The organism is Spiroplasma endosymbiont of Dromius quadrimaculatus, assembly GCF_964031155.1.
Taxonomy (GTDB): Bacteria; Bacillota_I; Bacilli_A; order Mycoplasmatales; family Nriv7; genus Nriv7.
This window is the reverse complement of record NZ_OZ035010.1, coordinates 1293253-1309558: the sequence shown is the minus strand read 5'-3', so window position 1 is coordinate 1309558 and position 16306 is coordinate 1293253. Positions and strand designations below refer to the sequence as shown.

14 protein-coding genes are annotated in these 16306 nt (G+C 27.7%); all 14 read left to right on the top strand.

Going from position 1 to position 16306, the window contains the following annotated elements; genetic code table 4:
* Nucleotides 1-15: 15 nt before the first annotated feature.
* Nucleotides 16-1887 (top strand): tRNA uridine-5-carboxymethylaminomethyl(34) synthesis enzyme MnmG, encoded by a 1872-nt coding sequence (gene mnmG / locus AAHM88_RS07220; RefSeq protein ID WP_342262759.1) that lies wholly within the window; start codon nucleotides 16-18, stop codon nucleotides 1885-1887.
* A 27-nt stretch (nucleotides 1888-1914) separates the two neighbouring features.
* Nucleotides 1915-3057 carry a hypothetical protein gene (locus AAHM88_RS07215; RefSeq protein WP_342262758.1) on the top strand — a complete coding sequence of 381 codons (1143 nt, stop codon included), beginning with the start codon at nucleotides 1915-1917 and terminating at the stop codon, nucleotides 3055-3057.
* Nucleotides 3057-4727, top strand: coding sequence for an ATP-binding cassette domain-containing protein (locus tag AAHM88_RS07210; RefSeq protein WP_342262757.1), 1671 nt, complete (start codon nucleotides 3057-3059; stop codon nucleotides 4725-4727). The genes AAHM88_RS07215 and AAHM88_RS07210 overlap by 1 nt, the downstream gene beginning before the upstream one ends.
* 2 nt (nucleotides 4728-4729) lie before the next feature.
* The gene (locus tag AAHM88_RS07205) at nucleotides 4730-5857 is read left to right on the top strand and encodes an ABC transporter permease subunit (protein WP_342262756.1); all 1128 of its coding nucleotides are present in this window, start codon (nucleotides 4730-4732) and stop codon (nucleotides 5855-5857) included.
* A 2-nt stretch (nucleotides 5858-5859) separates the two neighbouring features.
* Nucleotides 5860-6753 carry an ABC transporter permease subunit gene (locus AAHM88_RS07200; RefSeq protein WP_342262755.1) on the top strand — a complete coding sequence of 298 codons (894 nt, stop codon included), beginning with the start codon at nucleotides 5860-5862 and terminating at the stop codon, nucleotides 6751-6753.
* A gap of 1 nt (nucleotide 6754) precedes the next feature.
* A complete protein-coding gene (gene rsmG, locus AAHM88_RS07195) occupies nucleotides 6755-7441 on the top strand; it encodes a 16S rRNA (guanine(527)-N(7))-methyltransferase RsmG (protein WP_342262754.1) in 687 nt (228 codons plus the stop codon).
* Between the two features lie 78 nt (nucleotides 7442-7519).
* On the top strand, nucleotides 7520-8308 hold the full coding sequence (locus AAHM88_RS07190; RefSeq protein WP_342262753.1) for an AAA family ATPase: 789 nt from the start codon (nucleotides 7520-7522) through the stop codon (nucleotides 8306-8308).
* Nucleotides 8280-9182: a ParB/RepB/Spo0J family partition protein gene (locus tag AAHM88_RS07185; protein WP_342262752.1), complete on the top strand. Its 903-nt coding sequence runs from the start codon at nucleotides 8280-8282 to the stop codon at nucleotides 9180-9182. Before AAHM88_RS07190 ends, AAHM88_RS07185 begins: the two co-directional genes overlap by 29 nt.
* 194 nt (nucleotides 9183-9376) lie before the next feature.
* Nucleotides 9377-10477, top strand: a complete 1101-nt coding sequence (gene ychF / locus AAHM88_RS07180; RefSeq protein ID WP_342189694.1) for a redox-regulated ATPase YchF — start codon at nucleotides 9377-9379, stop codon at nucleotides 10475-10477.
* A 117-nt stretch (nucleotides 10478-10594) separates the two neighbouring features.
* Nucleotides 10595-12052: a glutamate--tRNA ligase gene (gene gltX / locus AAHM88_RS07175; protein WP_342262751.1), complete on the top strand. Its 1458-nt coding sequence runs from the start codon at nucleotides 10595-10597 to the stop codon at nucleotides 12050-12052.
* A gap of 1 nt (nucleotide 12053) precedes the next feature.
* Nucleotides 12054-13277, top strand: a complete 1224-nt coding sequence (locus AAHM88_RS07170) for an HD domain-containing protein (RefSeq protein ID WP_342262750.1) — start codon at nucleotides 12054-12056, stop codon at nucleotides 13275-13277.
* A 19-nt stretch (nucleotides 13278-13296) separates the two neighbouring features.
* Nucleotides 13297-13728, top strand: a complete 432-nt coding sequence (gene rpoE / locus AAHM88_RS07165; RefSeq protein ID WP_342262749.1) for a DNA-directed RNA polymerase subunit delta — start codon at nucleotides 13297-13299, stop codon at nucleotides 13726-13728.
* 28 nt (nucleotides 13729-13756) lie between these two features.
* Entirely contained in the window at nucleotides 13757-15358 is a 1602-nt protein-coding gene (locus AAHM88_RS07160; protein ID WP_342262748.1) for a CTP synthase, read from the top strand.
* Nucleotides 15359-15383: 25 nt separating this feature from the next.
* Entirely contained in the window at nucleotides 15384-16253 is an 870-nt protein-coding gene (gene fba / locus AAHM88_RS07155) for a class II fructose-1,6-bisphosphate aldolase (protein ID WP_342262747.1), read from the top strand.
* Nucleotides 16254-16306: the final 53 nt, after the last annotated feature.

Genomic DNA, 16306 nt, shown 5'->3' with positions numbered 1-16306 from the left:
AAGTAGGTGATTTAAATGGCATATGATGTAATTGTTATTGGCGGGGGACACGCTGGGGTGGAAGCAGCTTTAGCTTGTACACGGTTGAAACATAAGACACTGATGGTTACTCTTGATCCGACAAAGATTGCGAGTATGCCTTGTAATCCATCAATTGGTGGTCCTGCTAAGGGAATTGTTGTTAGAGAAATTGATGCTTTGGGTGGTGAGATGGCTAAAGCTGCGGATAAAACAGCATTACAAATGAAACTATTAAATAGTTCACGCGGACCAGCAGTGTGAGCATTAAGAACGCAATCGGATAAGATTGCATATAGTAAATATATGTATGATGTTATTAGGCAACAAGATAATTTAACGGTACTATCAGCAATGGTAAATGAGTTATTAATAGAAAATCATACTGTTAAGGGTATCATCTTAAATGACGGTACAATAATTAAAGCTAAAAAAGTTATTTTAACAACAGGTACTTATATGGAAGCTAAAGTTTTACAAGGGTCTAGTGTTAAAAAGGAAGGTCCTGATGGACAAAAAGGTTCTTATGGAATATCAAAACAATTAGCACAATTAGGATTTAAAGTTATTCGCTTAAAAACTGGAACACCACCACGAGTTCATAAAGATAGTATTGATTACAGTAAAATGCAATTAGAATTAGGAACTGATTTACCATTAGCATTTTCTTTTTCTACAAAGGAGTTTGTTCCTTTAAAAAAACAAGTTCCTTGTTGACTTATTTATACTAATGAAAATACCCATCAAATTATTAATGAAAATTTAAAGGCATCAGCAATGTATCGTGCTATCCCCACTAGTGTTGGACCAAGATATTGTCCAAGTATTGAAGATAAGGTTGTTAGATTTGCTGATAAATCACGACATCAAATTTTTTTAGAACCAGAATCAGTTGCTTTAGAAACAATTTATGTTCAAGGGTTTTCTACATCAATGCCGATTGATATTCAAGATCGGATGTTAAGAACTTTGCCGGGATTAGAAAATGTTCAAGTTCTTAAATGAGCTTATGCCATTGAATATGATGCTATTGATCCTTTACAACTAAAACCGACCTTAGAAACCAAAATAATTAAAAATTTATTTAGTGCTGGACAAATTAATGGTACTAGTGGTTATGAAGAAGCTGCTTGTCAAGGATTAATGGCAGCGATTAATGTTCATTGTCAATTAGTGAATAAGGCACCATTTATTTTAAGAAGAGATGAAGCGTATATTGGCGTTTTAATTGATGACTTAGTTACTAAAGGAGTATCGGAACCTTATCGGTTATTAACTTCACGAGCTGAACATCGGATTTTTTTAAGAAATGATAATGCTGAAGATCGTTTAAAACAATATGCTTATGATATTGGTTTAGTAAGTAGGGTAGAGTGAGATGAATATCAAAAGCAATGTCAATTACAAAATATTGTTGAAAATGAATTAAGAGTAACACGATTTACACCTAATTCAACAATTCAAAAGGCATTACAAGAAAGTAATTTTTCATTGTTAACTGCTGGTATTAGTGCGTGAGATTTATTAAAACGACCAGAAATATCATTGAATTTTTTAGTACCTTATATTACTAGTATTAATTTATTAAATCAAAATCAAAAAACTAATTGTGAAATTAAAAATAAATTTAGTGGTTATTTAATTCGTCATCAAAAGCAAATTACGCGAAAAATTAAATTAGAAAAAAAACAAATTCCGCAAGATATTAACTATGATTTTGTTGCTAATATTGCTATTGAAGCCAAAGAAAAATTAAAGTTAGTGCAACCGCTAACAGTCGCTCAAGCTTCACGAATTTCGGGAGTTAATCCCGCCGATATTGTATCATTGTTATTTCATTTACGAAAAAAATATCCACAAACTAGTTAATAGTTAGTTTGTTAAGGTGGGAATAAAGTGGATAAAATCTTTAAATTAATAAATAGTATTAATATTGCTAGTATCTTTGCTCTTCCCATTTTTGGTTTTAGTCGTTCTGTTACTGATCAAGCAGTTATTTTTGCTAATCATCCATTAAGTATTTATGATAATGCAACAACAAAAAACTTTTATAATTCATCAATTGATATTTTAGATAATTATTGGATTATTGATAATTTTGCTGATAAGACGACGCAATTGTTATTTTGACAAAATATGTTGAATACGCATACTAAAAATAAAACAAAATATTTTATTGCTTTAAATCATAATTTTGCTAATAATATTCCTAATTTAACAAAAGAGTTAGAAAAGTCGGTTGCTACGGGTAATAAAATTATTACCTTAGATTATGATTATGTTCATAATTCTGTTAGTAATAAAATTGTTAATTTAGTTGAAATTAAATTTGATGTTTTGACAATGGGTTATAATTTAGGATATCAATCAGGGATTTATATGTTAAAAAATCGTCAAGATTTTACAATTATTGATAATAAAATTCAAGTTAGTGCTGTTGAATATTTAAATGATCAATTAGCACAACGATTAACTTTTGGGTTTCAACAAGGACTATATCAAGCGCAAATTGATAGTAAGCAAGATGGTGATTATGAGTTTAATTTTGTTGATTGACAAACATCAATTGATAATCGTGATCCTTTAATTAGCTCTGATTGGAATCGTAATAATATGTATAATACTGCAAAAGCATTATTAGAAAATCATCAAGTTAGTTTAATTTTTGATCCGTTGTTATTATATAGTAATAATTTAGTAAAAGCTTTTATTGATAATAATGATAATTTAAAAAAACATTATTTTGTTAGTGTTGATATTATGAATAAAGAAAAATATCATATTAAATCCAAAAATTATTTACTTGCTAGTATTAATCGTAATTTTACAGGTATATTATCTAAAATTTATCATTCTGAGGAAATAAAACCACAGTTATTAACTGATTGAAATTTCGTTAGTGATATTATTGTTGATATCCAAGATATTAAATTTTCTCATCAACAATTTGATAATAATAAATTTGTGTGAAAGCCTTTGCAATGTAATGTTATTAATGCTCCATTATCACAACATTTTTGTAAAGAAGGAACTAGCTAATGTCATCACCTTTAATTGAATTTAATAATGTTTATAAACAATATCAAGATAATTTAGTTTTAAATAATATTACTTTAAAGGTAAATTCTGGTGAAATTCATGCCTTAGTTGGTGATAATGGGGCTGGTAAAACAACTTGTGTGCGTTTATTAGCTGGTTTGGAAAATCCCACCAATGGTGTGATTAAAGTTGCTAATAAACGCATCGGACAGTTTTTTACTCCTAACTATCAAATTAGTTATGCTGGACAAGATACTTACTTTATTCCTGATTTTAGTGTTCGTCAAAATATAGTTTTGGGAAATGAACCACAATTTTTGAAAATATTTATTAATTGAGGAAAAACTGAAGCTAAAATTGAAAAATTAATGCGGAAGTATAAAATTTATGTTGATTTAAATAAACAGTTTGGGATTCTTTCATTATCAGAACAAAGAAAGGTGGCATTACTAAGAGCTTTGTACCAAAAACCACGAATTTTAGTTTTAGATGAGCCAACAGTTGGTTTACCGTTGGAACAAGAAGAGGAGTTTTTACCAATTTTTAAGTCTTTTATTAAAGATAAAATTACAGTAATTTTTTCAACACGAAGTAAAGAATTTGCTAAAGCAGTGTCAAATCATTATTCATTATTAAATAAAGGTCGGATTGTGTGGACAAAGCATAATAAAAATGTTTTAAAAGTAAAGAAAATTCAACATAAATATTGAACAACAATGATTGACCATAAAAAAGTTTCTTTAAAAAAAAGAGAATTAGTGTTATATGCTGAAGATATTAGTTTTAATAAACGCAATTATCCAAAATTAGAAGGCATTGATTTAATTTTACAAGTTGGTGAAATTTTAGGAGTTTATGATCGCACAAATATTAGTAGTTCCTTAATTGGGGATATAATTTCAGGAAAAACTAAATCACCAACAGTAAGAATATTTTTTAAAAATAATAGTATTAATAAAAAGAATCAGGCTTATCGTTATAAATTAGGCATTGATTTAGTACCAGAAAATTTTTTACAAGATGCAACTATTGATAGTTATTCTTTAATTGATAATTTTATTTTATGGCATCATAATAATCCTAAATATTTAAATGCTGGAGTTTTAAGGCGTGATGATATTTGATTTAAATTAAAAAAGATTTTACAAAATTATCAAATGCCTGATTTTATTAATGGTAATAGTATTGCCAATACTTTATCTAATGGTGAATTACAAAAATTTGTTTTAGCAAGGACATTAGAAACGAACCCGAAAGTTGTTATTTTAGTTAATCCGTTGATGCATTTAGATAATGATTCAGCAAAATTGATTATTAATCGTATTATTGCCTTACAAAAAAAAGGCGTAGCATTTCTTTTAATTGATTGTGATTCGCATCTTTTAGAATTATTAGCTAATCGGGTGACAGTTATTCAAAATGGGAGAATGGTTGCTACCTTAGAAGGGGATGATGTTAAAAGTAATGTTTTAAATAATCCGCTGATTCTTTCTAAAAAACGCGAAGATTTGATTGATAAACATATTCAAATTACTAAAAGTGAATTAAAATATAAAAGTATTTCTCGAAAAGTTTTATTGTGGCAAAAAATTATTAATAAAATTACAATAGTTAAAGATAAAATTGTGCAAGTAATAGCGACAATTAAAATAAGGATTACTGGTGGTTAAAAATGAATATTATAAGAAATTTTTGAACTAACAAAAAATTAAAAGCAGCAACGGTGGTTTCATTAACAGTAGTTTTGCTTTTTGTCTTATCGGCAATAATCTTTACGCTTTTTAAAGTTAGTTCTTTGAAAGCATATGATACATTATTTTTAATGCCTTTTAATGATATTAATCATTTTCATAATTTTGTAAATTCATTTTCATATTTGCTATTAGCATCATTAGCTTCGTTAGTAGCATTTCGGTTTCGAATTTATAATCTTGGAGTTATTGGGCAAATGATTATTGGGGTAACAATCACATTTATTACTTCACGATTATTAAGTGCTGTTGGTATTACTACTAAATTTACAACAATGTTATTAATTTTAGTATCAATTATTGCGGGGGCATTGTATGCTCTCATTGCTGGTTTTTTTAAAACTTATTTTAAGATTAATGAAATGGCATCAACTTTGTTGCTTAATATTATTGCTTTTAATATTTATTATCATTTACCAGAATGAAGTCAATATAATGATGGTATTATTAATAATAATGCTTCTTTAATAATTAAATTAAGTATGACGGTTTATTTTTCCATTACAATTTTTATTGCTTTGTTTATTTATGGTTTTGTAACGATTTTATTAGATCGTCGCGTGTTTGGTTTTCGTTTAGAATTAACGGTTGCTAATGCTGAGGCGGCGCAATATGCAAGATTAAATCCTAATGCTAAGCAATTAATTATTATGACAATTTCAGGAGCAATTGCTGGAATTGCAGGCTATACTTATTTTGTTGCTAATCTAAATAAATTAGGAACATTAAGTTCAACAATGTTACAAGAATTTGATAATTTGTTGATTCCTTTATGAGCATTTAATTCGCGCATTGGGGTTTTGTTGCTTAGTATTTTAGTTGGTTTAATTCGTTCGCAAACTCAATTTCTTTCATTGACATCATTTGATTATGAAATCATTGATATTATTTTTTCATTTTGTATTACTATTTCTGTTTTAGTAAGTTATATTATTTTATGAAAACAAGAACCAAAGTTTTTAATTAATTTTAGAATGCGGGAGGCGTTAGTAAACCAACGACCTGATGTTAATGATGCAACTAATATAATTAATAAGGGGCGACGATAATTATGAATATTGTTAATATTTTTATTAGTAGTTTATCATTATCAGCACCATTACTATTCGCAGCTATGGGATGTTTAATAATGCAAAAAGCGGGGATTTTAAATTTTGGTGTTGATGGCGTAATGATTTTAGGGGGGTTATCGTATGCAATTGTGATTAAACAATATTTATTTCTTGGTGATAATATTTGTTTTTTAGGTTTTTTTTTAGCATTTGTTATTGGTATGGGATTAGGTTTAATTCATGCGGTATTAACGGTTTCTTTAAAAACTAATCAGTTTCTTGTTTCATTTATTTGAAATTATTTGGCTTTAGGTTTGAGTTCGCTAATTTTAATATTTAATTATGGACAAAGAACATTAGATGCTAATGAAATTTTTATTGCTCCAATATTTATCGGATATCCGTTATCTTTAGTTTTTATTTTTAATGTTATTTTAATATTAGTTGTTTCTTCTTTTTTCTTTTTAACGCGAATGGGGTTATATTTTAAAGCAGCTGGAAAGAATGCTGTTGTTTTAACTTTAAGTCAAATAAATGTTGTTAAAATTCGTTATTTAGCAGTTATTGTTGGCTTTGGTTTAATAGCATTAGGTGGTGCATTTTTTACAAACCAAAAAGGCACTTTTGATGTTAGTGTTAATAATATCGGATTAATTGCTTTTGCGATTGTGGCATTAAGTCAATGAGCAGTATTTCGCAGCGTATTTTTTACTTATTTAGTAACAGTTTTACTTGAATTTAGTGGATTTTTACGACAAGATAGTAGTAAGTGATGATGGACAATATTACCTTATGTTTTACCATTATTAATTGCGCCACTATTTGCATTATATGAAAAAAATGATCGGATGCCAAAAATGTTAAATACGCCGTATACGAAGGAAAAAAGTTAAGATGTTAGTTAGTTTATTAAAGAAAATAAATATTGTTTGTTCTAATGAACAAATAAAACAATTAGAAAAATATTTTGAATTATTGCAACAATGAAATGAGAAAATGAATCTTACAACAATAATTAGTAAAGAAGAGGTTTATCAAAAACATTTTTTTGATTCATTGTTATTAACAAAAAATGTTGTTTTAGAACAACAACTCATATGTGATGTTGGTACGGGAGCTGGATTTCCAGGAATCGTTATTAAGATTTTATTTCCGAAGGTTAAATTATTTCTTGTTGAAGCAATTACTAAAAAGTGTTTATTTTTACAAGCAGTAGTTGAAAACTTATTTTTAAAAGATGTAACGATTATTAATAATCGTGTTGAAAATATTGCGATTCAATATCGTGATTTTTTTGATATTGTTACTGTTAGAGCTGTTGCTCAGTTAAATATGTTATTAGAATTATGTATGCCAATTGTAAAAGTTAAAGGAATGTTTATTGCTTTAAAATCAGAAACTAATCAAGAATTATTTAATAGTCAAAATGCTTTAAAAGTTTTAAATACAAAGTTAATATCTACTTATAGTAGTAATTGAAATTTTTTAGGTAAAAGAACAATTTTATATTTTATTAAGCAAAAAGCGATTGATAAATTATATCCGCGAGATTTTGCTAAAATAAAACGGTGACCATTATAATTTTTAATAAACTCTTGTTATAATGTTAATATAATTAGGTAAAATATTTGGGAATCTTAAAAAAGGAAGTTAAAATTTATGGCTAAAGTAATTGCAATTGCTAATCAAAAAGGTGGTGTTGGCAAAACGACAACATCAATAAATCTTGCTGCTGGTTTGGGCAGATATGGACAAAAAGTTTTGCTGATTGATTTAGATCCACAAGGAAATAGTACAACAGGAATTGGTGCTGATAAAAGTAAAATTGAAAGGTGTATGTTTGATGTTTTAGTTAATGATATTACTCTTAGTGAAATTATTCAAAAAAATGTTTGTCAAAATGTTGATTTAGCACCAGCAACATTATCATTAGCAAGTGCTGATTTACATTTATTAGAACAATCTAAGGATAAGCAAAATATTTTGTTGGATAAGTTAAAAGGTATTCTTAATAATTATCATTATATTATTATTGATTGTCCACCATCGTTAGGATTATTAAATCGTAATGCGTTAAGTGCATCTAATACGGTAATTATTCCGATTCAAGCTGAATATTATGCTTTAGAAGGATTAACGCAATTGTTAACTTCAATTAGATTTGTTCAACAAAGAAGTAATAAACATTTAACTATTGAAGGTATTTTATTAACAATGTTTGATACTAGAACAAAATTATCGTATGAAGTAATGCAAGAAGCACAAAAGTATTTTAAAGAGAAAGTATATAAAACTTATATTCCGCGAAATATTAAAATATCGGAAGCGCCATCAAATGGGGATGATATTTTTAGTTATGCCGAAAATTCATCGGGGGCAATTGCTTATATGGAACTAGTTAAGGAGGTATTGCTAAATAATGGCACAGAACAACAAATTAATAAGTAAAAACAGATTATCGGCTAAAGGATTAGAAAAGATTTTTGGTGAAGAAATTAATGATTTAATTAGTGAAATTGAAACTAATGATGAAATTAAGCAAAATGCGGTTGAAATTTCATTAAATGAAATTCGTAGTAATCCTTATCAACCACGAATTGTTTTTGATGATGCTGAGATTACACAATTAGGACAATCAATTGTTAAGCATGGGGTTATTCAACCAATTATTGTTAAGAAATCAATTAATGGTTATGAAGTTGTTGCGGGAGAAAGAAGAATGCGGGCTTGTAAAAAGGTCGGATTAACTCATATTCCAGCAATTACGATTAATTTATCTGATAAACAAATGATGGAAATTGCTTTAATTGAAAATATTCAACGAGTTGATTTAAATACCATTGAAGAGGCACAAGCATATCGTGATTTAATGAATAAATTAAACTTAACGCAAGGTGAAGTGGCAATGCAAGTCGGAAAGTCACGGTCACATATTGCTAATATTATGCGAATTTTAAATTTACCGCAAAAAATCCAAGATTATGTTTTAAATGGTCAATTAACGATGGGGCAGGTGAAGCCATTATTAGCTTTACAAGATGATATGGAATTAGTTTCTCGTTTAAGTGAACGCATTTTTAAAGAAAATTTAACATCTAGAAAGGTTGAAGATATTGTTCGGGCGTATCAATTACAAATTGGTAAGAAAGATAAAAATGAACAAAAAGTTGGTGTTTTTCCAAAGTGAGAATATGCACCTGTCGCTGAAAAAATGATTAGAATTTTAGGAACTAAGGTTGTCATTGATGATAATCGTATTATCATTAAGTTTTCTAATGATAAAGATTTGAATCGCATTTTGGAAGTTCTTAAAATTATTTAAATTATTAAATAATTTTCTGTAAAATAAATCAGATTTTAAATTTTTCTAAATAATAGAAAAATTGCGATTTTATTAAGATTATTGGTATAATTAATAGATAAATATTTGTTTTAGGAAATTAATATTTTATGCTATTAGCATTTTATTTATTTTTATTAATTAAATATTAAATATGAAAGAGGAATAAAGAAATTATGTCTTTAAAAGCAGGAATTGTTGGATTACCTAATGTTGGAAAATCGACATTATTTAATGCCATTACCAATTCTAAAGTTGAAGCTGCAAATTATCCTTTCACAACGATTAATCCTAATGTTGGTATTGTTAAAGTACCCGATAGTAGACTTAATAAGTTGGAAGAAATTTTTCAACCTGAGAAAGTTATTGCTAATAATTTTGAGTTTACAGATATTGCGGGACTTGTTAAAGGGGCATCATTAGGCCATGGTTTAGGTAATAAGTTTTTAGGTCATATTCGTGAAGTTGATGCGATTTGTGAAGTTGTGCGTTGTTTTGATGATAGTAATGTTAATCATGTTGAAACTACGATTGATCCGATTAGAGATATTGAAATTATTAATTTAGAATTAATTTTAGCAGATTATGATATCGTTATTAAAATATTACAAAAATTAGAAAAACTTGTTAAAAATGATAAAAATCCAGTTTTACTGAAAGAAATTAATTTATTAAAGAAAATTAAAGAAGCGTTATTTGATGGTAAACCGATTCGGCGTTTAGAATTAACAGTTGAAGAAGTTAATTTGATTAAACATTATAGTTTTTTAACTAGTAAACCAATTTTGTATATTGCAAATATTAGTGAAAAAGATTTAGTGGATAAAACTAATAAGTGAGTTGAAAAAGTTAAGGATTATGCTATTGCTGAGAAATCACAAGTTATTGTTATTTGTGCAAAAACAGAATTAGAAATTTCATCGTTAGAAGATAATGATAAAGAAGAGTTTTTAAAATCATTAAATTTAGAAACATCAGGCTTAGATCAGATGATTTCAAAAACATATCGCACATTAGGTTTATCAACATTTTTTACAGCTGGTAAGAAAGAAGTTCGTGCTTGAACATTTAAAAGTGGTATGGAAGCTGTTGAATGTGCTAGTATTATTCATACTGATATTTCTCGTGGTTTTATTAAATTAGAAGTTTATAGTTATGATGATTTAGTTAAATATGGTAGTGAGAATGCCGTTAAATTGTCAGGAAAGTTGCGATTTGAAGGGAAAAATTATTTAGTTTCTGATGGTGATATTTGTTATTTCCGTTTTAATGTTTAAAGTCTTTAAGTTATTGAACATTTTTATGTACAATAAAGTAATTATTATAGTGTAAAATAAATTAGTAGTTAAAAACTAATTTATTTTTTTATATATTAAAAGAAATGGAGATAATGGATGAAGAAAATACGATTACGCTATGCACCTAGTCCAACAGGATATTTACATATTGGTGGTGCCAGAACAGCAATTTTTAATTATCTATTTGCTAAACATTATAATGGCACATTTATTGTGCGAATTGAAGATACTGATTTAGAACGAAATGTTAGTGGTGGTATTGCGTCACAATTAGATAATTTGCGATGATTAAATATTGTTATTGATGAAACTATTGATACATTAGGTAATTTTGGTCCATATCAACAAACTGAGCGCTTACAAATTTATATTAAATATGCTAATGAGCTTGTTACTAATAATTTAGCATATTATTGTTATTGTTCAGCAGAACAATTAACCCAAGTGAAGCAAAAGCAAATTGAGCAAGGAATAGCGCCAAGTTATGATGGTAAATGTTGAAGTCTTTCTATTAGTGATATTAAAGCAAAAGAAGTTTTAGGGATTAAACCAAGTATTAGAATCCGAATCCCAGAAAATAAATCTTATATTCTTAATGATTTGGTACGAAAAGAAGTAATATTTGCTAGTAAAGATATTAGTGATTTTGTTATTATTAAATCAAATGGCGTGGCGACTTATAATTTTGCTGTTGTTATTGATGATTATTTAATGAAAATTAGTCATGTTTTACGAGGTGAGGAGCATTTATCTAATACTCCAAAGCAATTAGTAGTCTATGAAGCTTTTAATTGAACACCACCAATTTTTGGTCATTTACCATTAATTGTTAATGAAAATCGAAAAAAATTGTCAAAACGCGATGGGACAATTGTACAATTTATTAGTCAGTATCGCGAATTAGGATATTTACCAGCAGCGTTATTTAATTTTTTTGTTTTATTAGGTTGATCACCACCAGATATGCAAGAAATTTATTCAATATCGCAATTAATTGCTATTTTTAATGAAAATCGTTTTAGTAAATCTAGTAGTTTGTTTGATGTTAATAAACTCAATTGAATTAATAATAAATATATTCAAAAATTAGATGCGATTGCTTACTGAGAATTATGTTTGCCATTTTTATGTAAAGTTTATGAAATAAAAGCATATCCGTTAGTTTGATGACAGGAAGTAGTTGCTTTGTATCAGCAAGAATTAATTTATGGGCAACAAATAAGTGGTTTAGTTGCGATGTTTATTGAAGATGATATTGTGGCTACGGAAGTTATTGAATATTTAAAAACTAATAATGTTTTATTAGTCATTAATAATTTTAAGCAATTAATTCAAAATTTAAAGCAATGAGATGATGATAGTATTAATGACATTATTACTACAATTAAAAAAGAACAAAATCTTAAAGGTAAAGACTTATTGATGCCAATTAGAATTGCTAGTTCAAAACGAATGGTAGGACCACAATTAGTAAAAACAATTAAACTTTTAGGTCAAAAAAAAGTAATGAATAATATTAATGAAATATTAGAAATATTTAATAGGGTGGGGTAAGATGATGAGTCAATGAATGGTTCGTGATAGTATTTATGGTAATATTAATGTTCAAGAATCAGTTATTATTGCTTTAATTAATAGTAAAGAGTTTCAACGCTTAAGAAGAATTTTACAATTAGGTGGTGGACAATTTGTTTTTCCTAGTGCTGTTCATAATCGTTTTAGTCATTCATTAGGAGTTTATTATTTAATTGATAAAATTTTTAGAAATTCTAGTTTTGATAATATATCTAATGAAGAAAAAACTTTAACAAAAATTGCTGGTTTATTACATGATTTAGGGCATGGTCCTTTTTCTCATAGTTTTGAAAAAGTTTCGCCAATTAATCATGAACAATGAACAATTGCCATTATTCAAAATGAACAATCGCAAATTAATCAAGTTTTAAAAGCATTTAATATTGATGTGCAAGCTGTTTGTCAAATTATTGCTAAAACCCATCCTAATAAAATTCTTTTATCATTAGTAAGTTCCCAACTTGATTGTGATCGGATGGATTATTTGTTAAGAGATTCTTATCATACAGGTGTTGAATATGGAAATTTTGATATTGATTGAATTATGGAAAATTTACGAATTATTAATAATGAAATTGTTTATGATGAAAAAGCATTATTTGCAATTGAAAATTATTTGTTAGGTCGTTATCATATGTATTGGCAAATTTATAATCATAAAGTTGGCATTAGTTTTGATTATTTATTAGTAAATATTTTTAAACGCTTAAAATATTTATTTACAAAAAATTTTAAGTTTAAAACTGATATTGCTTTAGTTGTACCTTTATTACAAGAAAATAATTCCGAACAATTAAATGTAAGTCATTATTTACAACTTGATGATTATAGTTTAATGAGTCTTTTTAGTTTATTAGCTAAAGAAGAAGATAATATTTTGCAAGATTTAACAGACCGCATTGTTAATCGAAGATTTTTTAAATTAATTCCTAATTTCAATGCTAATGATTTAAAAAACTATCAAAAATTGTTAGTTGCAGGAAATTATGATTTAGATTATTATTTAATTATTGAAGAATTTAATCAGCCAACATTATATCAGCAAGACTTAATGGAGCAACCAATTAAATTAGTTAATAAAAATGATGTAGTATTTAATTTAGAAAAAAAATCTAAATTGATTAATACTAATGAACAAAGTAGTAAACAAGTGGAAAAACAACAATATGTATTATTACCAAAAGAAGTTTTAGTACAAACATAGATTTAGAAGGAGATAATATATGAATAAGTCTTTAGTTGATCTGGCATATGAATTTCTTATTAAGCGAAAACACGCTGGTTTTAAAGAAATTTATGATTATGTTAAGATTGCCAAGGAAACACCAATTGAGGCTGAAGCAAAAGAAATGGTTAATTTATATACTGATATGGTATTGGATAATCGTTTTTTGTTAATTCAGGATAACGAATGGGGGGGGGTACGACAAGATTATAAGTTTGATGAAATTAAGAAACAATTAGAGTTTTTATTTGCTATTAATGATAATATTGATCCTAAGAAATTAGAAGTTACTGAAATTATTGATGAAGTTGATAATACTTTTGAAGAAAGCATTGATGATGAAGAAGATGAATTAGAAATTGATAGCGATGATGAAGAAGATGAAGTTGATTGAGATGAAATTGAAAAAGAAATGGAAGAAAATAACTAGTTGTTAGAGTTAAAGAAGGTGAATTATAATGACAAAATATATTTTTATTACGGGTGGTGTAGTTTCCAGTTTAGGTAAGGGAATTGCTGGTGCTTCAATTGGTCATATTTTAAAAGATAGAGGATTAAAGGTTTTTATGCAAAAATTTGATCCATATATTAATGTTGATCCAGGAACAATGAATCCCTATGAGCATGGTGAGGTTTTTGTTACTGCTGATGGTAGTGAGACTGATTTAGATTTAGGTCATTATGAACGCTTTATTGATGAAAATTTGACTTGCTATTCATCAATTACTGCTGGTAAAGCATATTTAGAAGTAATTGAAAAAGAGCGGAATGGTGATTATGAAGGTAAAACAGTTCAAGTAGTACCGCATTTAACAGATATTATTAAGAATAAGATTTATTTAGCGTCAACTGTTAGTAAAGCCGATATTATTATTGGTGAAATTGGGGGCACAGTTGGTGATATTGAGTCATTACCATTTATTGAAACGATTCGGCAAATAAGAATGGAAAAAGGGAAAGAAAATGTGTTATTTATTCATGTTGCTTTAGTACCATTTATTGCTGCTAGTGGTGAATTTAAAACAAAGCCAGTTCAACATTCAGTTAAAGAATTATTGTCGTTAGGAATTCAACCAGATATTGTTCTTGCTCGTAGTGAACAAGAATTATCAGCACAATTAATTGATAAAATTTCTTTATTTTGTAATGTTAATCGTAATGCTGTTTTTAGTGCTTATGATGTGGATAATATTTATAAAGTACCAATTGTTCTTTATGAACAAGATATTTTAACAACGCTTGCTTCGTTGCTACATTTAAAAATTAAACATAATAATTTAAAGAAATTAAAATTGTTTTTACAAAAAGCTAGTGATGCTAAAAATAAAGTTATTACAATTTATTTAGTTGGTAAGTATATTGAATTACCAGATGCGTATTTATCAGTTTTAGAGTCATTAAAGTTAGCTGGTTATGAAAAAGGTGTTGAAGTTAAAGTGCAATGAATTAGTGCCAATGATATTGATGAAAATAATTATGAAGATATCTTTAAACATTGTAAAGGTATTATTGTACCTGGTGGGTTTGGTTATCGGGGCATTGAAGGAAAAATATTAGCTGCTAAGTATGCTAGAAAACATCATATTCCTTATTTTGGCATTTGTTTAGGCATGCAAACGGCATTAATTGAATTTGCCCAAGATGTTTGTAAATTACCAGATGCTCATTCTGAGGAATTTTTTCCTGAATGTAAAAATCCGATATTACATTTAATTAGAGGAAAAAACTCAACTGATCATATTGGTGGTACATTGCGACTAGGAAATTATGATATTACTATTGAAGATAAAACGCATGTTTCGAAATTATACAAGAAAAAGGTTATCCAAGAACGCCATCGGCATCGTTACGAAGTAAATAATGATTATTTGGATTTATTTAAAGAAAAAGGAATTATTTTTAGTGGTATGTATAAAGAACAATCTTTAGTGGAAATTATTGAATTAAAGAACCATCCGTTTTTTATTGGTAGTCAATTTCATCCTGAATTTACTTCCCGACCGAGCAAACCAAATCCATTATTTATTGGATTTATTGAAGCAGTAATTAAAGCATATTAACAAATTTTAATCTTGGAGGATAGAAATGACAAAATTAGTTAATCCAACAGCAATGTTGCAAAAAGCGAGAAAAGAAAATTATGCAATTGCGCATTTTAATATTAATAATTTAGAATGAATTAAAGCAATTTTAAAAGCAGTACAAGAAACTAATAGTCCAGTAATTTTAGGAGTATCCGAAGGGGCAATTAAATATATGGGGGGAGTTAAAACGGTTTATGGATTAGTTACTAATCTAATGGATTTCATTAAGGTGACTGTTCCCGTAGCATTACATTTAGACCACGGTCAAACTGTTGAATCGTGTATTGCAGCGATTGATGCTGGTTTTTCTTCAGTAATGTTTGATGGTAGTCATCATCCTCTTGCTGAAAATTTAAAATTAACTGCCCAAGTAGTAGATTATGCTCATAGTAAAAATGTTGCTGTTGAGGCTGAAGTGGGAACTATTGGTGGTGAAGAAGATGGTGTTATTGGTACGGGGGAATTAGCAACCCTTGATGAATGTCAAGCAATGAAAAACTTGGCGGTTGATTTTTTAGCTGCCGGAATTAACAATATTCATGGTCCATATCCTAAAAATTGGGACGGTTTAAAATTAGATTTGTTAAAAAATATTTCTGAAAATATTTCTTTACCACTAGTATTACACGGTGGTTCGGGAATTGATATGGAACAAATTAAACAAGCGATTAGTTTAGGAATTAGTAAAATTAATGTTAATACGGAATTACAATTAGAATTTCAACAAGCAACCCGACAGTATATTATTGCTGAAAAAGATCAAGCGGGTAAAGGTTATGATCCGCGAAAATTATTAAATCCGGGAACTGTTGCTGTTGAGAATAAAGCGAAACAATTATTAGCAGAGTTTGGTAGTTTAGGTAAAGCTTAATTTAAAAAAGAATATTGATGTATTAAAAGAACGCCTTTAAAGGCGTTCTTTTT